Below are 20,265 nucleotides of genomic sequence, written 5' to 3' on the forward strand. Positions count from 1 at the left end.
ACTCCGCGGCCGCCGTTCCGCCGGCGGCACGGCCGGCGGAACGGCGGCACCCGGTAGGGCGCTCCGGGACGCTAGCGGACGACGATGAAGTCGGCCGCCCGCCTGGGCGCGCGGTCGCGGGGCGGGGCGGCCGGATGGCCGATCGCCACGGCGCCCATCGGGTCCCAGCCCGGGGGCAGGTCGAGCACCTCGCGGACCACGTCGCGGCAGAACATGGTGGAGGAGACCCAGGCCGAGCCCAGCCCTTCCACCGCGAGCTGGACCAGGAAGTTCTCGACCCCGGCGCCCGTGGCGACCACGAACATCTCCCGCTCGGCCGCGTTGCGCCGGTCGTCGCGGTAGGTGTGCGAGCCGTCCATGACCAGGCACGGCACCGCGAGGTACGGCGCGGCGCGCAGCACGTCTCCGCGCCGGACCCGCCTGGCGATCGACTCCTCGGAGAAACCGTCGCCGCGCAGGTCGGCGATCCACGCCTCGCGCATGGCGTCGAGCAGCTTCTCCCGGATCCCGGCGGACTCCAGCAGGACGAACCGCCACGGAGTCGTGTGGTGCGGGGCGGGGGCGGCGATCGCGGCGTCCACCGCCCGGCGGACCTTGGCCCCGTCCACCGGCTCGCCGGAGAACTCGCGGATGGTCCTGCGGGCGAAGACCACGTCGCGCGAGCCGTACCGGAACATGTCGTCCTCGGACTGGCGGACCAGCTCGCGGATCCCCGGGCCGTCCTCCTCGGTGGTGTATTCCGCCATGCCCCGGATCACCGCCACCGGAGTCTGCGCGAGCTTGCCCTTGACCAGGTCTCCGGCCGCGGCGAACTCGTCGGCGACCGCGGTCAGGGTGACCTCCAGCGCGTTTCCGTGGTCGTCGGACAGGCCCCGGTAGTCGAGCGCGGGGGTCACGCCCGCCACGCCGATGGCGAGATCGGTCTGGCCGTTGCGCCAGGGGCGGCCGAAGGTGTCGGAGACGATCACGCCGACCGGCACGCCGAGCCGTGCCCGGATGCTCGCCCGGATGGCCGCGGCGGAGGCGTCCGGGTCGACGGGCAGCAGCACGACGGTGCCGGGCTCGGTGTTGGAGGCGTCCACCCCGGCGGCGGCCATGACGAACCCGTGCGCGGTCTGCGCGATCACCGTCTCGCCCCGGCGGGCGACGACCCGCGTGGTCTCGGCGGCGATCGCCTCGTTCCGGCTGTCACCCCGGCGGACCCGGCCCTCGGCCTTGCTGGAGATCTTCGAGGTGACCACGAGGATGTCGCCGTCGCGCAGGTCGGGCATGGCCGTGGCGATCAGCTCGCCGATGTCGTCGCCCTCCCGCACCTCGGGGATCCCGGGGACGGGGAAGATCTCCAGCCTGGCGTCGGCCCGGTTGTCGTGCTTGCGGCGGATCCTGCTCACGGGGCGTCCTCGCCCCGCGGCGCGGTGGATCCACCCGGCCGGGCCGCGAGCTCGGTGGCCAGGTCGAGGGCGGCGCGGGCGATGGCGGCGGCGGACTCGACGTCATGCATGATCAGAGGGCGGGCCTGGACGCGGACGCCGTCGAGGGCGACCCCGGCGTCCTCCTCGGCGACCAGCCAGCCGTTCACCAGCGGCGAGCCGTACAGCTCCAGGACCGCCTGGGCGGTGGTGTCCACGCCGATCGCGGTGAGGCAGGCGTCGGCCATGCCGCGGACCGGGGCGCCGCCGACGATGGGGGAGACCCCGACGACCGTCTTGGTCTCCAGGGCCTCGCGGACGCCCTTGATCTGCAGGATCGTGCCGATGCTGACCACCGGGTTGGACGGCGGCAGGATCACCACGTCGGCCTCGGCGATGGCCTCCAGCACGCCGGGGGCCGGACGGGCCTGGTCCGCGCCGACCAGGATGATCTGCTCGGCCGGGACGGAGGCGCGCATCCGCACCCACCACTCCTGGAAGTGGACGGCCCGTCGGCCCTGCTCGTCGGAGATGACCACGTGGGTCTCGGTCCGGTCGTCGCTCATCGGGATCAGCCGCACGCCCGGCTCCCAGCGAGCGCACAGCGCCTCGGTGACCGCGGACAGCGGGTAGCCGGCCTTGAGCATCTGGGTGCGCACGATGTGGGTGGCGAAGTCGCGGTCCCCAAGGCCGAACCACTGCGGTTCGACGCCGTAGGCGGCCAGCTCCTCCTTGACGACGTGGGTCTCCTTCTGCCGGCCCCAGCCCTGTTCCTCGTCGATGCCGCCGCCCAGGGTGTACATCACGGTGTCCAGGTCAGGGCAGACCTGGAGACCGTAGAGGGTGATGTCGTCACCGGTGTTGCCGATGACGGTGATCTCTGAGTCGGGGGCCGCGGTGAGCAGGCCGCGGAGGAAACGGGCGCCGCCGATTCCGCCGGCGAGGGACACAATGCGCATGCCATCCAGTCTTCCACTGCCTCGGACGCATCGGTCCGAAGGGCCTGCCGCCGGGGTGGGCGGCGCCTTGTCTTGATCGTTACGCGGACTGTCTTCGCTGGCAGGGTTGCCTCGGGGGGTGTCCGAAATATATGCCAATAGGGTGCAATGAGACACATATGGGATTCATGGGGTTCTTGGGTCGCCCGACACCAAAGGCAGCCATGTGCAAAACTGACCGGGGTTTACCAAAGGACCCATGGGGGTAGCTGTGATCAACCTCGAGGCAGGCCGGCTCCGAGAACCGGCCGCGTGGCTCATGACCGCCATCGCGTTCACGAGCGTTCTCGTCGGCGTCGAGCGGCTGCTGTTCGGGGGATCCTCCACCGGCGGATCGTCCTTCGGCCTCCGCGCGGCCGGATACGTGGATGACTTCACCTCGCCGGTCACCGTGGTGCTGGCGGTCGGCGCCGTGCTGCTGGCCAGCCATCTCGGCCCGGTGATCGCGCGGCTGAAGGTGATGGTCTACGTGGCCGTGGCCACGCTCGGGCTCGCCGCGCTGTTCGGCGTGGTCGGGCTGTTCGGCGGGCTGTTCAGCGGCGACCTGGACTTCGGGCGGAAGATCGAGTTCTTCCTCGTCGGCCTGCCCAGCCTGGCCCTGGCCGTGGTCGCACTGCTCTACCTGCTGCCCAAGGCGGCCCCGGCCGCCTCCCGCCCGGCCGGCTTCCGGGCCGACGGCGGCTTCGACCGCCCCCAGGAGCAGTACGTCTCCCCGGGCCACGCCTCGCAGGGCGGTCCGGCCTACTCCCAGGGCGGTCAGGCGCCGCAGCAGGGCTTCCAATCGCAGGACCAGATGTCCCAGCAGGGCTTCCAGCCGCAGGACCAGGCCTTCCAGGGCGGTCAGGCCTACCCGCAGGGTGGTCAGGCCCCGCAGCAGGGCTTCCAGCCGCAGGACCAGGCGCCGCAGCAGGGCTTCCCGTCCCAGGAGCAGTCTCCGCAGCAGGGTTTCCAGCCGCAGGACCAGATGTCCCAGCAGGGTTTCCAGCCGCAGGACCAGGCGCCGCAGCAGGGTTTCCAGCCGCAGGAGCAGTCTCCGCAGGGTGGTCACGCCTACTCGCAGGGCGGTCACTCCCAGCAGGCCCAGCCCGCGCCCGCCCCCCAGCAGGGTTTTCCGTCGCAGGACCAGGCCTTCCAGGGCGGTGGCCAGACCTACTCGCAGGGTGGTCAGGCCCCGCAGCAGGGTTTCCAGTCGCAGGAGCAGTCTCCGCAGGGTGGTCACGCCTACTCGCAGGGCGGTCACTCCCAGCAGGCCCAGCCCGCGCCCGCCCCCCAGCTCCCCTACAGCCAGCCGGCGCTCCCGCCCGCGCCCAGTTCCGCTAGCTCCGACAACTACGGCGCCTCCGACAGCTACAGCGCCTCCGACAACTACGGCGCCTCCGACAACAACTACGGCCGCCAGCAGGCGCACGGCTATGCCCAGCCGGTCGGCGACGGATACTCCCAGGCCGCCTACGCGCCGCCTGCGGAGAACCAGCCGTACGGGAACCAGGCCGCCTCCTACGCCCCGGCGCAGCCCGCCCCGCAGGCGCTGCCCCCCGCCGCCCCGGCCGAGCCCTACACCCCGAGCCCGTACGTCGCCGCGGACGTCCAGCCCCCGGCCCCGGCCAGGCCGTACGAGCCGCCGGTCACGGCATACGACCCGCCGATCTACGCCACGCCCGCCGAGCAGCAGCCGCAGTCCCCGCCCTACGCCGAGCCCCAGCACCCGGGCTACGGCTCGCCGGCCGAGCCCCAGCACTCGGGCTACGGCCAGCAGGCCGACGCCCAGTTCCCCGGCTACGCTCCGCAGTCCGAGCCGCAGCAGGCCCCCTTCTACCAGGCGCAGCCCGAGGCATACCAGGCACAGCCCGAGGCGCCCGCGCCGTACACGCCGGCCGACGCCCAGCCGCGCGTGTCCTTCGACAGCCAGGCGCAGTCGTCCTTCCCGCAGCCGCCGGAGAACTACGGCCAGCCGTTCGGCGGCTACTCCGGCACGGATTTCGCCCGGCCGACCGAGCCGAACCTGCACTACCCGGCGCCCGACCCGGTCGACCCCCGCTCCCAGCAGATGGCCCAGGCCTACCAGCAGGCGGAGTCCTACCAGCAGCAGTCCCAGGGGGGCGAGCCGCAGCTCCGGGTCCCCGAGTACGGCGCCTCGCAGGCGGGCGGGTCCTACGACGACCCGTTCGGCCACCCGCAGACCCCGCAGGCCCCGCCCGCCGCGCAGCCGTACCAGCAGCAGGGCGGTCACCAGTGGGACACACCGGCGGCCGACGCGACGCTCCGGTTCGACCCGAGCGCCTACCAGGGCGATCCGCTCAACGACCCCAATGCCGGGCGTAACTCCTGGGACTCGCAACCGGCCATAGACCCCACGGCGATCTACAAGCCGGAGCGATCGGCTCAGGTCACGGGTGAGGAAATCCCCGATAGAGAGAGGGTGGGCCCCGGTCAGGAGCAGAACATGTCCTGGTACGGTTCCGACCGCCGAGAGCACTGAACGGCCAGGCGATCGTCACGATCGCTTGGCGCGAGCGCCGTCGTCGCAGGCACACGACCCAGAACCGGGGAGAGCAGGTCTTTCCCCGGATACCGGCATGCCGCTTGACGCCACACTGGCCACGCGCGTGTAATTACACACGTGTTGTTACGCCTTCCTCTGGGTGGGTAAGAGGGAGGCGTTCATAGGGGGGCTCCATTTGCGGGCGGCAGGGAGGTGTGCAGTGGCCGACCTGGTCATCGCACAGGACAGCATCGCTGAAGAGCAGCTTGGCTGGCAGGAACGCGCCTTGTGTGCGCAGACCGACCCGGAGGCGTTCTTCCCGGAGAAGGGCGGATCCACACGGGAGGCCAAGAAGGTTTGCCGCTCCTGCGAAGTACGTGCCGAGTGCCTTGAGTACGCGCTTGAGCATGACGAGCGGTTCGGCATCTGGGGTGGGCTTTCCGAGCGGGAACGCCGCCGGATCAAGCGTGAGGCAGTCTGAGACAGTCCGTGGCGCTCGCCGAGGGCGCTTGACGATATTTCGTGGGTCACGTGACCTCAGGTCACGTGACCCTTTTTTCATCCGCGCGGTGTAGTCGGACATAGGGTGTCGTATCGTTGTCGCGCCGATCATCCCCCTCCTGAACACGGGACGCATGTCCATCACCGACTCCCCCCGTCTCCCCCACACCGTCACCGCGATCGTCGTCTCCCACGACGGTGCCCGATGGCTGGAGGAGACCCTCGCCGCGCTGCTCGGGCAGACCCGGCCGGTGGACCGTGCCGTCGGAGTGGACAACGGCAGCCGGGACGGCAGCACCGCGCTGCTGACCGGCGTCCTGGGCCCGAACGCCGTGCTCACCCTCCCACGCTCGACGAGCTTCGGGCAGGCCGTCGCCGCGGTGCTCGACCGGCTGGGGCCCGCCGGCGGGCGGGAGTGGATCTGGCTGCTGCACGACGACTGCGCGCCGGACGCCGACGCGCTGCAGAACCTGCTCCGGGCCGCCGACCAGGATCCCAAGGCCGCGGTGCTCGGTCCCAAACTCCGTGACTGGCTGGACCGGCGGCTCCTGCTGGAGGTCGGCGTCACCGTCGACCGGACGGGCCGCCGGGACACCGGCCTGGAGGCCCGCGAGTTCGACCAGGGGCAGTACGACGGCGTCAGGGACGTGCTCTCGGTCTCCACCGCGGGGATGCTGATCCGCCGGGACGTCTGGGACGAGGTCGGCGGGCTCGACCCCTACCTGCCGCTGTTCCGCGACGACCTGGACCTGTGCTGGCGGGTGCGGTCCGCCGGGCACCGGGTGCAGAACGTCACCCAGGCGGTCGCCTGGCACGCCGAGGCGGCCACCCGGCGCCGCCGCCGCATCACCGTCAGCGGTGACCACCCCCGCCGCCTGGACCGTCGCAACGCCATCTTCGTGGTCATGGCGAACCTGCCGTTCTGGCCGCTGATGTGGGCGCTGGTCCGCAACCTCTTCAGCTCGGCCTTCCGCACGCTGCTGTTCCTGGTGGCGAAACAGCCCGCCGACGCGCTGGACGAGGTCGCCGCGATCGGCTCGGTGCTCGGCCATCCCAGCCGGATGATCAAGGCTCGCCGGACCCGGGCCAAGGGCCGTAAACAGAACCACGCGGCGATCAAACGGCTGCTCACCCCGCCGGGCGCGGGCTACCGGCGCCTCTCTGACCGCTTCCAGAGCTACCTGGCCGGGACCGGCTTCGTGGAGTCCGCCGGGCGGCACCACGCCATGACCACCTCCCAGGAGGACGGCGAGGAACTGCTCACCGACGCCGGGGCGATCCAGCGGATCTTCGGTAACCCGGGCGTGCTGCTCTTCCTCGCGCTCGCCGTGGTCACGTTGGTCGCCGAGCGCGGGCTGATCGGCGGCACCCGGCTGGGCGGCGGCGCGCTCGTCCCGGTGATCGGCGGGTCCTCGGACCTGTGGGACCTCTACCTTGAGAGCTACCACCAGGCGGGCCTGGGGAGCGACGCCTGGGCCCCGCCGTACGTCGCGGTGCTGGCCGCGCTCTCCACCGTGCTGTTCGGCAAGACCTGGCTCGCGGTCTCGGTGCTGCTGCTGGGCTGCGTGCCGCTGGCCGGGTTCTCCGCCTACGCGGCGACCCGGTCGATGATCCCGGGCCGGTGGACCCGCATCTGGCTGGCCTCTTCCTACGCGCTCCTCCCGGTGGCCACCGGCGCGACCGCCGCCGGACGGCTCGGCACCGCCGTGGTCTTCGTGCTGCTGCCCGTCTACGCGGCGCTGGCCACCACCCTGCTCACCGGCGAGGGCCGCCGGGCCCGCCGCGCCGCCTGGGGCCTCGGTCTCCTCCTCGCGGTCGGTACGGCTTTCGCCCCGCTGGTCTACCCGCTCACGCTCGTCCTCGGCGCCCTGGCCGCGCTGGCCTTCCCCCGCCGAGGCGTCGCCGTCTCGGTGATCATCGTCTTCGGCGTCCCGGTGGCGCTGCTGTTCCCCTGGCTGGCCCAGGTGCTCGGCAACCCGGGCCAGCTCCTGCTGGAGGCCGGGCTGCACCAGCTCTCCCTGGTCGACGCCGCCCTGCCCGCCCAGTCGCTGCTCACCCTCAGCCCCGGCGGCCCCGGGATGCCGCCGCTCTGGGTGACCGGCGGTCTCATCTCCGCCTGCCTGGCCGCGCTGCTGATGCGCCGCAACCGGATGGTCATCGCGATCGGCTGGGGCGTCGCGCTCTTCGGCGTGCTGGTGGCGATCCTGGTCAGCCGGACCCCCGTCACCTCCCTGAACGGCGACGCCGTGGCCCCGGCCTGGCCGGGCGTGCCGCTGGCCTTCGCCGCCACCGGCATGCTGGTGGTGGCCGCCCTCACCGCCGACCGGGTCGTCGAGTTCCGTGCGGCGGGCGGGTTGCGCAGGGTCACCGCGCTGGTCGTCGTGGCGGTCGCCTTCTCCACGCCGCTGCTCGCGGCGGGCATGTGGATCATCCGGGGCGTGGACGGGCCGATCGACGGGAACGTGCGCGACGTGCTCCCCGCCCTGGTGGCGGTCAATTCGGGCAACGGCGAGCGGACCCTGCTCCTGCGCACCCGGGAGAACGGACTGACCTTCACCGTGCTGCGCGGCCGTACCCCGGTGGTCGGTGAGTCCGACATCCCCATGCCGCAGGGCGTCCGCGAGCGTGTCGGCGTCGCGGCGGCCGGGCTGGTCTCCGGCCGGGGCGGAGACGACGCCCGCGTGCTGGCCGCCCACGGCGTGCGGTTCGTCGTGGTGGCCGCGCCGGTGAGCCCGGAGATCAGCCACGCGCTGGACTCCCAGCCCGCCCTGGCCAGGATGAGCCTGTCCCGGGCGCTCGGCGTGTGGCGGCTGACCCAGCCGATCGCGGCGGCCCCGGCCCCGCAGGGCGACCCCTGGCACGGCCGCTGGCTCTGGGTCCAGGCCGCGATCCTGCTGGCCGTCTCCGTCCTGGCCGCGCCCGGCTCGCGGACCGGCGAGGCCGACGGCGACGCCTCCCCGGACCTGTCGGAGCCCTCAAGAGAGCTGGCCTCCCGGTGAAATCCCTGATCGAGAACCGGTTCGGCCTGCTCGGCCTCGTCCTGGTGGCCCTGCTCGCCCTGTACGGCGTGGCCTTCGCGACCCAGCCGAAGGCCACCGCCCGGCCCGCGCCCGGTCCGCAGAAGGTGCCCGTCGCCTCCGTGACGGCCATCTGCCCCGATCCCGCCGAGACCACCGTCGGCGTCATCACCCCGCCGGGCGGGACGGGGCCGGGCGCCACGGCGCTCCTCACCGGGGACAAGACCCTCGCCGGCCTCGACACCACCGGCAGCCTCTGGCACGAGCAGATCCCCGCCAAGTCGGGGCCGCTGGTGGTGGCGTCGACCGGGAGCATGGCCGCGGGCCTGGAGGCCGGGCAGATGCGCAGGGAGACCTCGGGCGACCAGCGGGGGCTGGCGGGGGTGCGATGCGTGGAGCCGGTGGCGAGCACCTGGCTGGTCGGGCCGGGCCCGGCCGCGGCCGACGTCACGCTCCACCTCACCAACGCCGACCCCGCCCCGGCCATCGCGGAGATCATGATCTACTCCGGGGAGGGCCCGGTGGTCAGCGACTCCGGCGGGGTGTTCACGCTCAAGCCGGGCGAGAGCCGTACGGTCAAGCTCAAGGACCTGGCCCCCTCGCCGCTCGTCATGGCCGTCGAGGTGCGCACCACCTCCGGCCGGGTCGCCGCCGCCGCCCGGGCGGTCATGCGCGGCGGCCGGGGCGTCGACTGGCTGCCGGTCTCCGCCGCCCCCGCCACCCGCGTCGTGGTGCCGGGTGTCCCCGGCGGCGGGGGCAGACGCGAGCTGTACGTCGCCTCCACCGGCGAGTCCGACACCCTGGTCGAGGTCAAGGCGCTCACCCCGGACGGGACCTACGCCCTCAAGGGCCGTGAGCTGGTGGAGGTCCCCGCGGGGTCGGTCGCCACCCTCGACCTGTCCAGCGGCATCGGCGGGCAGCCCTCCGCTCTCCTGCTCACCTCGGACACGCCGATCGTGGCCGGGCTGGCCGTCACCGGCACCGGCAAGAAGATCGACGTGGCCTTCACCGCCGGGGCGGCGCCGATCGACCTGGGCAGCGTGGTCGCCGACAACCGGACGGGCAAGAAGAAGAGCTCCCGGCTGCTGCTGACCGCACCGGACGCGGCCGGGAAGGTGAGCGTCCAGGTGCTGCCGCGCAAGGGCGAGGCACCGGAGCCCTTCGAGGTGGACATCACCGGCTCGCACACCAAGGAGGTCAAGCTGCCCAAGGTGGACGGCGCCTTCGCGGTGGTCGTGCTGCCGCTGCCGGGCTCCGGCCCGGTGTACGGCGGGCGGGTGATGGACGAGAGCGTCAAGGGCGGACTGCTGCTGACCGCCCAGCCGCTGGCGTCCGCGCGCATGTGGGCGCTGGTCCCGCCGATCACCGAGTCCGTGGCGGCCGTGCTGCCCTAGTGGCCCGCGGGGTCGTTCAGTCGCGCTCGTCGTAGCCGGGGTCCACCGTCTCGGGGGACAGGCCCAGCAGCCCGGCCACCTGCTCCACCACGGCGTCGTGCACCATCGCGCCGAGCTGGTCGCGGTCGCGGGCCCGCGCCTCCAGGGGGCGCCGGTAGATGATCACGACGGCCGGGCGCTTCCCGGCGGCGGGCTCGGCCCGGCCGAACGGGATCGGCTCGCCGCTGAGCAGTCCGGGCCCGTCGCCCAGGTGGCTGATCGGCGGGACCTCCTCGACCGCGAACTCCACCGCCGACAGCTGCTTGCTCCAGCGGGGCTTGAGCCGGTCCACCGCGTCCAGGACGAAGTCGTCGAAGCGCTCGCTCCGGGACTTGGCGATCGGCACGTGGGAGGGCGCCAGGGGGCCGCGCATACCACGGCCGTGCCGGTCGCGTCTGCGGGGAGGGCGGGGTCTGCCGGGTGCCGAGCTCACGGGCCAAGCTTAGACGCGCCCGGAGGAGGGGCGGGAGGGGTGGTGACAGGGGCGTAAGCCGTACAGGCGGGTGGAAGGTGGGACACGTGTCCGAATTGTGGCGACACGCTCGTTAAGAGCGCTCAGATAGTGGCGCCTCGGACGCTTACCGGATACGGTCCCACCGTGAGCCCCGTCCGCCGCTGTTCCCGCACCGCGTGCAGTCAGCCTGCCGTATTCACGCTCACGTACGTCTACGCCGATTCGACCGCCGTTCTCGGGCCCTTGGCGACGTACGCCGAGCCGCACTGTTATGACCTGTGCGCCGAGCATGCCGAGCGGTTGACCGCACCCCGCGGCTGGGAGGTCGTCCGCCTTCCCACCGACGGCGCACCGCCCAGCACGGACGACCTGGAGGCCCTCGCCAACGCGGTCCGCGAGGCCGCCAGACCCGCTCCCACCGGCGGCACCGAGCCGGTCGGCCAGGGGGTCGAGGTGGGCCGCCGCGGCCACCTGCGGGTGCTCCGTTCCGCCCAGCCCCAGCGCGACCGCTGACCCGACTAGGCTGGGGTCAGCAGACACGACATAAAGGGCGGAGCTGGAGTGGGCGACCTCGCCAAGATCTTTAAGGCGTACGACGTTCGAGGCGTCGTGCCGGACGAGTTCGACGAGGAGACCGCGGAGGCGGTCGGCGCGGCCTTCGTGGAGGTGACCGGCGCCGGGACCGTCGTGGTGGCGCACGACATGCGTGCCTCGTCCGGACCGCTGGCCTCGGCCTTCGCCCGCGGGGCCACCTCACGCGGAGCCGACGTCGTCCACGCGGGTCTGGGCTCCACCGACCTGCTCTACTACGCGAGCGGCAGCCTTGGTCTGCCCGGCGTGATGTTCACCGCCAGCCACAACCCGGCCCGCTACAACGGCATGAAGATGTGCCGCGCCGGCGCCGTGCCGATCGGGGGCGACAGCGGTCTTGCCGAGATCCGCGACCGGGCAGCCGAGCTCCTGAGGTCCGGAGTCGGTGGCGACGGCGGCGGGACCGTCTCCGAGCGGGACCTGCTACGGGGCTACGCCGAGCACCTGCGCTCGCTGGTGGACCTGTCCGGCATCCGGCCGCTGAAGGTCGTGGTGGACGCGGGCAACGGCATGGGCGGCCACACCGTCCCGGTGGTGTTCGAGGGGCTCCCGCTGGAGCTGAGCGAGCTCTACTTCGAGCTGGACGGCGACTTCCCCAACCACGAGGCCAACCCGATCGAGCCTGACAACCTGCGCGACCTGCAGAAGGCCGTGCTCGACGTCGGCGCCGACATCGGCCTGGCCTTCGACGGCGACGCCGACCGCTGCTGGGTCATCGACGAGCGCGGCGAGTCGGTCTCCCCCTCCGCGATCACCGCGCTGGTCGCGGTGCGCGAGCTGGCCAGGCATCCGGGGGCCATGATCATCCATAATCTGATCACCTCGCGGAGCGTCCCGGAGATCGTCGCCGAGCACGGCGGCGAGCCTGTCCGCACCCGGGTCGGCCACTCGTTCATCAAGGCCGAGATGGCCAGGACCGGTGCGGTCTTCGGCGGCGAGCACTCCGCGCACTACTACTTCAAGGACTTCTGGTCCGCCGACTCCGGCATGCTGGCCGCGCTGCACGTGCTGGCCGCGCTGGGCGGGCAGGACCGGCCGCTGTCGGAGATCCTCACGGACTACACCCGCTACGCGGCCTCCGGAGAGATCAACAGCACGGTCGCCGACCAGGCGGGAGCGGCGGCGCGGGTCCGCGAGACGTTCGCCGGCCGCGACGGCGTCACCTTCGACGAGCTGGACGGTCTGACCGTGTCCGGCCCCGGATGGTGGTTCAATCTTCGTCCGTCCAACACCGAGCCGCTGCTCAGGCTGAACGCCGAGGCGGCCGACGAGATTCAGATGGCAGCGATCAGGGACGAAGTTCTTGCTGTCGTGAGGAGCTGAACGAGTGAAGATCGACGACTGGCTGCTTGAGATCCTGGCCTGTCCCAACTGCAAGTCCCCGCTGCGCGCCGAGCCCGAGGTGGACGAGCTGTCCTGCACCTCCGCCTCCTGCGGCCTGGTCTATCCGGTCCGGGACGACATCCCGGTGCTGCTGGTTGACGAGGCGCGGAAGTCGTGAGCTGGGAGCCTGATCGGCTCGACGATCAGAAGCTGCTGACCGACGGTGACCCGTCGGGCATGCTGCGCGCGGTGGCGGCCTCGGCGGCGCAGGTCCGCACCTCCCACCGGGCGGCACGCGAGGCCGACCTCTCGTCGCTGGACAGGGAGGGGCGGCCCAGGACCATCGTTGTCGCGGGCATGGGCGGTTCGGGCATCGCCGGCGACATCCTCAACGCGGTGTGCGGCCACGGTGCCCCGCTGCCGATCGTGACCGTGCGGTCCTACCGCCTGCCCGGCTGGGTCGGCGCGACCGACATGGTGATCGCGGTGTCGTGCTCGGGCAGGACCGAGGAGACGCTCGCGGTGGCGATGGAGGCCGTCCGCCGCGGGTGCCGCCTGCTCGCCCTGGGCGCCCCCGACTCGCCGCTGCAGGCGATCGCCAGGCAGGCGGGCGCGCCGTTCGTGCCCGTCACCACCGGGGGGCAGCCACGTGCCGCCGTCTGGGCGCTGTCGATCCCGCTGGTCGTCATCGCCGCCGAACTCGGCCTGGTCCAGGCGGACGACGAGGCGTTCGAGAGCACGGCCAAGCGCCTGGAGGACATCGCCCACCGGTGCCGTCCGGCGAGCGAGTCGTTCATCAACCCGGGCAAGTCGCTGGCCATGGAGATGGCCGAGACGGTGCCGATGATCTGGGGATCCTCCCCGCTGGCCGCGGTCGCCGCCTACCGGTGGGCCTGCCAGCTCAACGAGAACGGCAAGTATCCGGCCGTCTGGGGCGAGATCCCCGAGGTCAACCACAACCAGGTGGTGGCCTTCGACGGCCCGCTGGCCACGCGGGACATCTTCGCCGACGAGAGCGGGCGGTCGTTGCGGCTGTTCGTGCTGCGCGACGTGGAGGAGCATCCGCAGGTGGCGCGGCGGCGCGAGGTGTCGGTGCGGATGGCCGAGGACCGGGGCGTCCCGGTCACCCAGATCGCGGCCGAGGGGCTCCACCCGCTGGAGCGGCTCGCGACCCTGGTGGAGTTGGGAGACTACGCGAGTACGTACCTCGCGCTGGGGTACGGGGTCGATCCGACCCCGGTGTCGGCCATCACAGAGCTTAAGGCGAGGATTTCCCCATAGGATTTCTTCTCGTCTTTTACGGAATCAATGAGCGGAGGCTGCCGTGAGCGCGGGCGGCGGTACTAAGGCGATCATCGCGGCACTTGCCGCCAATCTGGCGATCGCGGTGGCCAAGTTCGTGGCCTTCCTGATCACGACTTCCTCGTCGATGCTCGCGGAGTCGATCCACTCCCTCGCAGACTCGGGCAACCAGGTGTTGCTGCTGGTCGGTGGGAAACGGGCGGCGCGGGACCGGACGCCGGAGCACCCCTTCGGCTACGGCCGGGAGCGCTACTTCTACGCCTTCGTCGTGGCGGTGGTGCTGTTCACGATCGGCGCGCTGTTCTCCCTCTACGAGGGCTGGCACAAGATCAGCGATCCGCATGAGGTGAAGACGCCTATCGTGGCCTTCGGCGTGCTGATCTTCGCGATCATCGCCGAGGCGTTCTCCTTCCGCACCGCGATCAAGGAGTCGAACCACGTCCGGGGCAACCAGTCCTGGGTGCAGTTCATCCGCAGGTCCAAGTCGCCGGAGCTGCCGGTCATCGTGCTGGAGGACCTGGGCGCGCTGGTGGGTCTGATCCTGGCGCTGGCCGGCGTGACGATGGCCGTGGTCACCGGCGACGGCGTCTGGGACGGCGTCGGCACGATGGCGATCGGTGTCCTGCTCGCCATCATCGCGGTGATCCTCGCGATCGAGACCAAGTCGTTGCTGATCGGCGAGGGTGCCGGCCCGGAGGTGGAGCGGCGGATCCGCGACGCCCTGGAGGGCACGCCGGAGGTCACCCGGGTCATCCACATGCGCACCCTCCACCTGGGGCCGGAGGAGATCCTGGTCGCCGCCAAGATCGCGGTGGACCACGACGACACCGCCTCCGAGGTGGCTCGCGGGATCGACGAGGCCGAGCAGCGCATCCGCGCCGCCGTGCCGGAGGCCCGCGTCATCTACCTTGAGCCGGACCTCGACAGGTCCAAGGTCAACGGTCCGGTCTGAGCCCGGACGCTCCGAAGGACCCCGGCGCCCCGCGCCGGGGTCCTTTCACGTCCGGCCCGCCGTCAGGGCCCATGCCGCTCCGCGGCGGAGCCGGCGGTCGTCACTCCTAGGAGCGACCTTGGAGCAGGCGCAGCGCCTTCTCCTTCTCGAAGTCCAGCGCCCGGCGGGGGGCCTGCAGGCGGCCGATCCGCAGCCCCAGATCGCGTACGGCCTGCGCCACCGCGGGGTCGCTCAGCACCCGCAGCGCGAAGGCCAGCTCGGCGGGGGAGATGTCGAACCGCTTCTCCAGCTCCACACCCTGGGCCACGGCCGACAGCTCCTCGGGGCCGAAGCGCCGGTGCGCCCCGTGGCTCCTGACCGGCGGGAGCAGGCCGAGCGCCTCGCGGTAGCGGAGCATGCGGGGTGACATTCCCAGTCGCCTGGCGGCCTCGGTGATCCGCATTCTCACGCCTTTCCGCAAAGTCTTACATTCTTGTGTCAGATTAGCCGCCTGGAAGGTGCGCGGAGTCATATCGGCCGCCTAAACTCACATCGTCGACTTTTCCGGTGGAGCGCCGAGCCGGGCCCGAGAGCGAAGCGGGGTCGCGAGACCAGCGAGGGCACGCGGTGAGCGCGACCATCAACCAGAGGGGTAACACATGGACTTCAAGGTCGCCGACCTTTCCCTTGCGGCCTTCGGCCGCAAGGAGATCCAGCTCGCCGAGCACGAGATGCCGGGCCTGATGGCCGTCCGCAAGGAGTACGCCGAGTCCCAGCCGCTGGCCGGTGCGAAGATCATGGGCTCGCTGCACATGACGATCCAGACCGCCGTGCTCATCGAGACGCTGGTCGCGCTCGGCGCCGAGGTCCGCTGGGTGAGCTGCAACATCTTCTCCACCCAGGACCACGCGGCCGCCGCCGTCGTCGTCGGCCCGAACGGCACCGTCGACGACCCGCAGGGCGTCCCGGTCTTCGCCTGGAAGGGCGAGACCCTGGAGGAGTACTGGTGGTGCACCGAGCAGGCGCTGGTATGGCCCGGCGGTGACGGCCCCAACATGATCCTCGACGACGGCGGCGACGCCACCCTGCTCGTCCACAAGGGCGCCGAGTACGAGAAGGCCGGCGCCGTCCCCAGCGCGGGCGAGGACGACGCGGAGGAGTGGAAGATCATCCTTGATCTGCTCCGCCGTACGGTCACCCCCGAGAAGAAGTGGACCGAGGTCGCCTCGCGCATCAAGGGCGTCACCGAGGAGACCACCACCGGCGTCCACCGCCTCTACGAGATGTTCAAGGCCGGCTCGCTGCTCTTCCCGGCGATCAACGTCAACGACTCGGTGACCAAGTCGAAGTTCGACAACAAGTACGGCTGCCGCCACTCCGTCATCGACGGCCTCAACCGCGCCACCGACGTGCTGATCGGCGGCAAGGTCGCGGTCGTGGCCGGTTACGGCGACGTCGGCAAGGGCTGTGCCGACGCGCTGCGGGGCCAGGGCGCCCGCGTCATCGTCACCGAGATCGACCCGATCTGCGCGCTCCAGGCGGCCATGGACGGCTTCCAGGTCACCACGCTGGACGAGGTCGTCGGCATCGCCGACATCTTCGTCACCACGACCGGCAACTTCGACATCATCACCGCCGACCACATGGCGCGGATGAAGCACAACGCCATCGTGTCCAACATCGGCCACTTCGACAACGAGATCGACATGGCCGGCCTGGCCAAGATCCCGGGCATCGTCAAGACCGAGATCAAGCCGCAGGTCCACACCTGGGCCTTTCCCGACGGCCGCCAGATCCTGGTGCTCGCCGAGGGCCGTCTGATGAACCTGGGCTGCGCCACCGGTCACCCCTCGTTCGTCATGTCCAACTCCTTCACCAACCAGGTGATCGCCCAGATCGAGCTGTTCACCAAGACCGAGCAGTACCCGATCGGCGTCTACGTGCTGCCCAAGCACCTGGACGAGAAGGTCGCCCGCCTCCACCTCGACGCCCTCGGCGTGAAGCTCACCAAGCTCACCAAGGCGCAGGCGGAATACATCGGCGTGGACATCGAGGGCCCCTACAAGGCCGACCACTACCGCTACTGATCGACCGTTCCAACCGGGCCCCCGCAGAGCTGCGGGGGCCTTCGGGCAATCCGGGGAGAGACGTGGACAGCGCACTGGTGGCCGCGGGCGAGCGGCGGATCGGGTGGGCGGCTCGGTCGATGCCCGTGCTCACCGCGATCGGCGAGCGGTTCGCGGCCGAGCGGCCTCTCGACGGGCTGCGGATCGCCGCCTGCCTGCACGTGACCGCCGAGACCGCGGTGCTCATGGGCGCGCTGAAGGCGGGCGGGGCCGAGATCGCGCTGGCCGCCTCGAACCCGCTGTCCACGCAGGACGACGTCGCCGCCGCGCTGGGCGAGTACGGCATCGGCGTGCACGCCAGGGCCGGGGTCGACAGGGAGACCTACTACCGGCACATCCACCAGGCGCTCGACGTCTCCCCGGACATCGTCCTGGACGACGGCTGCGACCTGGTCAACATCCTGCACACCGAGCGGACCGAGCTGCTGGAGGGGGTCTCCGGAGGCTGCGAGGAGACCACGACCGGGATCATCCGGCTCCGGCAGATGGCGGCCGAGCGGGCGCTGAGGTTCCCGGTCGTGGCGGTCAACGACACCCGGACCAAGCGGATGTTCGACAACCGCTACGGCACCGGCCAGTCCACCATCGACGGCATCATGCGCGCCACCAACACCCTGCTGGCAGGCAAGACCGTGGTGGTCGCCGGGTTCGGCTACTGCGGGCGGGGCGTCGCCGAGCGGGCCAGGGGCCTGGGCGCCCGGGTGGTGATCACCGAGATCGACCCGGTCAAGGCCCTGGACGCCTCACTGCAGGGCTACGACGTGCAGCCGATGACGGGCGCCGCCCGGGCAGGCGACGTGTTCATCACGGTCACCGGCAACCGCGACGTGATCAGGGACGAGCACCTGGCGGTGATGAAGGACGGCGCGATCCTGGCCAACGCCGGCCACTTCGACGTCGAGATCGACGTCCGGGCACTGGACGAGCTGGCGCAGGCCGTCCATCGCGGGGTGCGCCCCAACACCGACGAGTACGTCCTCGCCGACGGCCGGCGGCTCCTGCTGCTCGCCGAGGGCCGTCTGGTGAACCTGACGGCGGCCGAGGGGCATCCGGCCGCCGTCATGGACATGTCCTTCTCCGCGCAGGCGCTCGCCGTCGCGTGGCTGGCCCGGGAGAGGGCGGGGCTGGCGCCCGGCGTCTACGACGTGCCGCAGGAGGTCGACGTCGAGGTGGCGCGGCTCAAGCTGGCCGCCGCCGGGATCGAGGTGGACACCCTGACCGCCGAGCAGGAGAAGTATCTCCACTCCTGGCGGCTCGGCTCATAGCCCGGCCTGCATCTCCCGCATCCTGCGGATCTCGGCGCTCTGGGTGGCGGCGACGTCGTTCGCCAGCTCCTCGATCTTGATGTGCGAGCCGCCGACCAGGACCTGCTCGGACATCGTGATGGCGCCCTGGTGGTGGGCGGTCATCAGCGTGAGGAAGAGCCGGTCGAAGTCCTTGCCCGAGGCGGCCTTGAGGGCCTCCATCTGCTCGGGGGTGGCCATGCCCGGCATGCCGGCATGGGAGGCGTGGTGGCCGGGAGCCTTCACGCCCTGCTGCTGCAGCCAGGTCGTCATGTATTGGATCTCCGGCCCCTGGGCGTCCTTGATGCGCGAGGCCAGGCCCTTGAGCGTGGCCGAGTCGGCCCGGGACGGAGCCAGGACCGCCATGTCGACGGCCTGCCGGTGATGAATGATCATGTCCTGGACGTACTTCACGTCCGCCGCGTTGGCGGTGGGTGCGGGCACGGCCGTGGCGGCCTCGTCCGGGCTGATCGTCCTGGCGGGCTCACCTGGCCTGCCGGGCGCGATGACGGGGGCGGTCGCCTGGGTGTCCGGCGCCGCGGAGGGCGGTTTCGGATCGGCGCTGCACGCGCTGAGGGAGAGGGCGGCGACCACGACGACGAGCGCGACGCGCACCCGGCCTCCTTCTTGAAGCTGCTGTGACGAAAAACCCTAACCTCGGCCAGGTAGGTGAGTAAAGACAACAAATCGGAAAAACTTGCTGACACAGTGACACCTTGCCTGATCTACCCCCCAGGATGAACGATCTAGTCATTTATGCGCCCTTTATGGTGCATATGGCAAGGAGGTTCGCGAGTGTTCACCCCTCTCAGGAAGGGCCTGTCCGGCCGGTTCCTGGTAGTAGCCGGTGTCGCGGCGGTGATGGCGCTGTCCACGGTGCCCGCCCAGGCCGCTGACATCCCGGCACCCGGCGAGATCGTCATGAGCCCGAACATCGAGCACGTGACCAACGTTCCCAAGCCGGCCGCGCTCACTGACATCCACACCGACATGGCCTTCCAGGGCGACTACGCCTACGTCGGCAACTACACCGGTTTCTCCATCTACGACATCCGCAAGCCGAAGAAGACCTCGCTGGTCAGCTCGGTGATCTGCCCCGGCGGGCAGATGGACGTGGCCGTCTACGGGAACCTGCTCTTCGGCGCCGTCGACTCCTCCCGCAACAACGACTCCTGCAGCAGCACCTCGCAGAGCGCGTCGGTCAAGGAGTCGTGGGAGGGCGTCCGGATCTTCGACATCAGCGACAAGAAGAATCCGAAGTACGTCAAGGCGGTCGAGACCAACTGCGGCTCGCACACCCTGACCCTCGTGCCGGGCAAGGGCCGCGACCGGCGCAACGTCTACCTCTACATCTCCTCCTACAGCCCCTCGGCCAGCTTCCCCGACTGCAAGCCGCCGCACGACCTGATCTCGATCGTCAAGGTGCCGCTGGCCGACCCGGCGGCAGCCTCGGTCGTCAACACCCCGGTCCTCTTCCCGCCGACGGAACAGGAGCCGAACGGCGGCAACCCCGGTGAGCCGGACAAGCAGTACCCCTACCGCACGTCGGCGACCACCGGCTGCCACGACATCACCGTCTTCCCGGAGAAGAACATCGCCGCCGGAGCCTGCATGGGCGAGGGCATCCTGATGGACATCTCCGACCCGGTGAACCCCAAGGTCACCGCGACGGCCCGGGACGACGAGAACTTCGCGTTCTGGCACTCGGCGACGTTCAACAACGCCGGCACCAAGGTCGTCTTCACCGACGAGCTCGGCGGCGGCGGCGCGGCCACCTGCAACGCGGCGATCGGCCCGAACCGCGGCGCCAACGCCTACTACGACATCGCGGGCGGCCAGCTCGCCTTCAAGGGTTACTTCAAGATCCCGAGGCACCAGGCCGACACCGAGAACTGCGTCGCGCACAACGGCTCGCTGATCCCGGTCAAGGGCAAGGACATCATGGTCCAGGCCTGGTACCAGGGCGGCATCTCGGTCGTGGACTTCACCGACTCCGCCAACCCGCAGGAGATCGCCTTCTTCGAGCGCGGTCCCGACAGCACCGCCCCCGCGCTGAGCGGTGGATTCTGGTCCGCTTACTACTACAACGGCTACATCTACGGCAGCGACTTCAACCTGGGCCTCGACGTCCTGAAGATCAATGACCCGCGCACCAACAAGGCCAAGGGGGTCAAGGCCGACATCCTGAACGCGCAGACCCAGGCCTCCTACGCCGAGCGCGGTCACGGCGGTCACGGCGACCACGACGACGACTGATCATCTCTGGGCGGCGGGGATCCCGGTCCTCGCCGCCTCGGGTGGAGGGTGCGCCGGGATAGTCCTTTCGTACCAGGGAAGACCTCAAACTAGATGATTAGCCTTACCGGCTGACATCTAGTTTGTTTGCCTGTTGAGACGGACAATTTCGACGTTCGG

17 protein-coding genes are annotated in these 20,265 nt (G+C 71.0%); 12 read left to right on the forward strand and 5 right to left on the reverse strand.

Annotated elements, in window-relative coordinates:
* Positions 1-71 precede the first annotated feature (71 nt).
* Together SROS_RS06625 and cofD are read right to left on the reverse strand one after the other, a co-directional pair.
* Entirely contained in the window at positions 72-1,391 is a 1,320-nt protein-coding gene (locus SROS_RS06625; protein WP_012888119.1) for a coenzyme F420-0:L-glutamate ligase, read from the reverse strand.
* Positions 1,388-2,368 (reverse strand): 2-phospho-L-lactate transferase, encoded by a 981-nt coding sequence (cofD, locus tag SROS_RS06630; RefSeq protein WP_012888120.1) that lies wholly within the window; start codon positions 2,366-2,368, stop codon positions 1,388-1,390. The genes SROS_RS06625 and cofD overlap by 4 nt, the downstream gene beginning before the upstream one ends.
* Before the next feature lie 238 nt (positions 2,369-2,606).
* Between cofD and SROS_RS06635 the strand changes: the two genes are divergently transcribed.
* The 4 genes from SROS_RS06635 to SROS_RS06650 all read left to right on the forward strand — a co-directional run bounded on the left by SROS_RS06635 (position 2,607) and on the right by SROS_RS06650 (position 9,801).
* Positions 2,607-4,886, forward strand: coding sequence for a hypothetical protein (locus SROS_RS06635; RefSeq protein ID WP_012888121.1), 2,280 nt, complete (start codon positions 2,607-2,609; stop codon positions 4,884-4,886).
* Positions 4,887-5,109: 223 nt separating this feature from the next.
* Positions 5,110-5,370 carry a WhiB family transcriptional regulator gene (locus tag SROS_RS06640; protein ID WP_012888122.1) on the forward strand — a complete coding sequence of 87 codons (261 nt, stop codon included), beginning with the start codon at positions 5,110-5,112 and terminating at the stop codon, positions 5,368-5,370.
* A 154-nt stretch (positions 5,371-5,524) separates the two neighbouring features.
* Entirely contained in the window at positions 5,525-8,389 is a 2,865-nt protein-coding gene (locus SROS_RS06645) for a glycosyltransferase family 2 protein (RefSeq protein WP_012888123.1), read from the forward strand.
* Entirely contained in the window at positions 8,386-9,801 is a 1,416-nt protein-coding gene (locus SROS_RS06650) for a DUF5719 family protein (protein ID WP_012888124.1), read from the forward strand. Before SROS_RS06645 ends, SROS_RS06650 begins: the two co-directional genes overlap by 4 nt.
* A gap of 16 nt (positions 9,802-9,817) precedes the next feature.
* Here SROS_RS06650 and SROS_RS06655 read toward each other — a convergent pair whose 3' ends face one another.
* On the reverse strand, positions 9,818-10,213 hold the full coding sequence (locus SROS_RS06655; RefSeq protein ID WP_052316883.1) for a metallopeptidase family protein: 396 nt from the start codon (positions 10,211-10,213) through the stop codon (positions 9,818-9,820).
* A 225-nt stretch (positions 10,214-10,438) separates the two neighbouring features.
* Here SROS_RS06655 and SROS_RS06660 point away from each other — a divergent pair, with 225 nt between their 5' ends.
* Genes SROS_RS06660 through SROS_RS06675 form a run of 5 tightly spaced genes read left to right on the forward strand, consistent with a single transcriptional unit; the run spans position 10,439 to position 14,462 of the window.
* Positions 10,439-10,807, forward strand: coding sequence for a DUF3499 domain-containing protein (locus tag SROS_RS06660; RefSeq protein WP_043651503.1), 369 nt, complete (start codon positions 10,439-10,441; stop codon positions 10,805-10,807).
* A 48-nt stretch (positions 10,808-10,855) separates the two neighbouring features.
* Entirely contained in the window at positions 10,856-12,208 is a 1,353-nt protein-coding gene (locus tag SROS_RS06665) for a phosphomannomutase/phosphoglucomutase (protein ID WP_012888127.1), read from the forward strand.
* 4 nt (positions 12,209-12,212) lie between these two features.
* Entirely contained in the window at positions 12,213-12,386 is a 174-nt protein-coding gene (locus SROS_RS47235) for a Trm112 family protein (protein WP_012888128.1), read from the forward strand.
* The gene (locus tag SROS_RS06670) at positions 12,383-13,489 is read left to right on the forward strand and encodes a bifunctional phosphoglucose/phosphomannose isomerase (protein ID WP_012888129.1); all 1,107 of its coding nucleotides are present in this window, start codon (positions 12,383-12,385) and stop codon (positions 13,487-13,489) included. The genes SROS_RS47235 and SROS_RS06670 overlap by 4 nt, the downstream gene beginning before the upstream one ends.
* A 43-nt stretch (positions 13,490-13,532) precedes the next feature.
* Complete coding sequence (locus SROS_RS06675; protein WP_012888130.1) at positions 13,533-14,462, forward strand: cation diffusion facilitator family transporter; 930 nt, start codon at positions 13,533-13,535, stop codon at positions 14,460-14,462.
* 106 nt (positions 14,463-14,568) lie between these two features.
* On the opposite strand, the gene SROS_RS06680 is transcribed toward SROS_RS06675, so the two are convergent.
* Positions 14,569-14,904, reverse strand: a complete 336-nt coding sequence (locus SROS_RS06680) for a MerR family DNA-binding transcriptional regulator (protein WP_043651504.1) — start codon at positions 14,902-14,904, stop codon at positions 14,569-14,571.
* Between the two features lie 196 nt (positions 14,905-15,100).
* Here SROS_RS06680 and ahcY point away from each other — a divergent pair, with 196 nt between their 5' ends.
* Together ahcY and SROS_RS06690 are read left to right on the forward strand one after the other, a co-directional pair.
* Positions 15,101-16,528 carry an adenosylhomocysteinase gene (ahcY, locus tag SROS_RS06685; RefSeq protein WP_012888132.1) on the forward strand — a complete coding sequence of 476 codons (1,428 nt, stop codon included), beginning with the start codon at positions 15,101-15,103 and terminating at the stop codon, positions 16,526-16,528.
* 62 nt (positions 16,529-16,590) lie between these two features.
* Entirely contained in the window at positions 16,591-17,832 is a 1,242-nt protein-coding gene (locus SROS_RS06690; protein ID WP_012888133.1) for an adenosylhomocysteinase, read from the forward strand.
* Here the strand turns inward: SROS_RS06690 and SROS_RS06695 are convergent.
* Complete coding sequence (locus tag SROS_RS06695) at positions 17,827-18,465, reverse strand: DUF305 domain-containing protein (RefSeq protein ID WP_012888134.1); 639 nt, start codon at positions 18,463-18,465, stop codon at positions 17,827-17,829. The two genes, SROS_RS06690 and SROS_RS06695, sit on opposite strands and share 6 nt — an antisense overlap.
* 180 nt (positions 18,466-18,645) lie before the next feature.
* Here SROS_RS06695 and SROS_RS06700 point away from each other — a divergent pair, with 180 nt between their 5' ends.
* On the forward strand, positions 18,646-20,106 hold the full coding sequence (locus SROS_RS06700) for an LVIVD repeat-containing protein (RefSeq protein WP_012888135.1): 1,461 nt from the start codon (positions 18,646-18,648) through the stop codon (positions 20,104-20,106).
* Positions 20,107-20,265: the final 159 nt, after the last annotated feature.

This window comes from Streptosporangium roseum DSM 43021 (assembly GCF_000024865.1).
GTDB classification, from domain to species: Bacteria; Actinomycetota; Actinomycetes; order Streptosporangiales; family Streptosporangiaceae; genus Streptosporangium; species Streptosporangium roseum.

What these genes read in the sequence shown, in the direction of transcription:
- cofD (WP_012888120.1), bottom strand. Translation starts at nt 2,368, where the DNA reads ATGCGCATTGTGTCCCTCGCCGGCGGAATCGGCGGCGCCCGTTTCCTC.
- SROS_RS06635 (WP_012888121.1), top strand. Translation starts at nt 2,607, where the DNA reads ATGGGGGTAGCTGTGATCAACCTCGAGGCAGGCCGGCTCCGAGAACCG.
- SROS_RS06645 (WP_012888123.1), top strand. Translation starts at nt 5,525, where the DNA reads ATGTCCATCACCGACTCCCCCCGTCTCCCCCACACCGTCACCGCGATC.
- SROS_RS06655 (WP_052316883.1), bottom strand. Translation starts at nt 10,213, where the DNA reads ATGCGCGGCCCCCTGGCGCCCTCCCACGTGCCGATCGCCAAGTCCCGG.
- SROS_RS06680 (WP_043651504.1), bottom strand. Translation starts at nt 14,904, where the DNA reads ATGCGGATCACCGAGGCCGCCAGGCGACTGGGAATGTCACCCCGCATG.
- ahcY (WP_012888132.1), top strand. Translation starts at nt 15,101, where the DNA reads ATGGACTTCAAGGTCGCCGACCTTTCCCTTGCGGCCTTCGGCCGCAAG.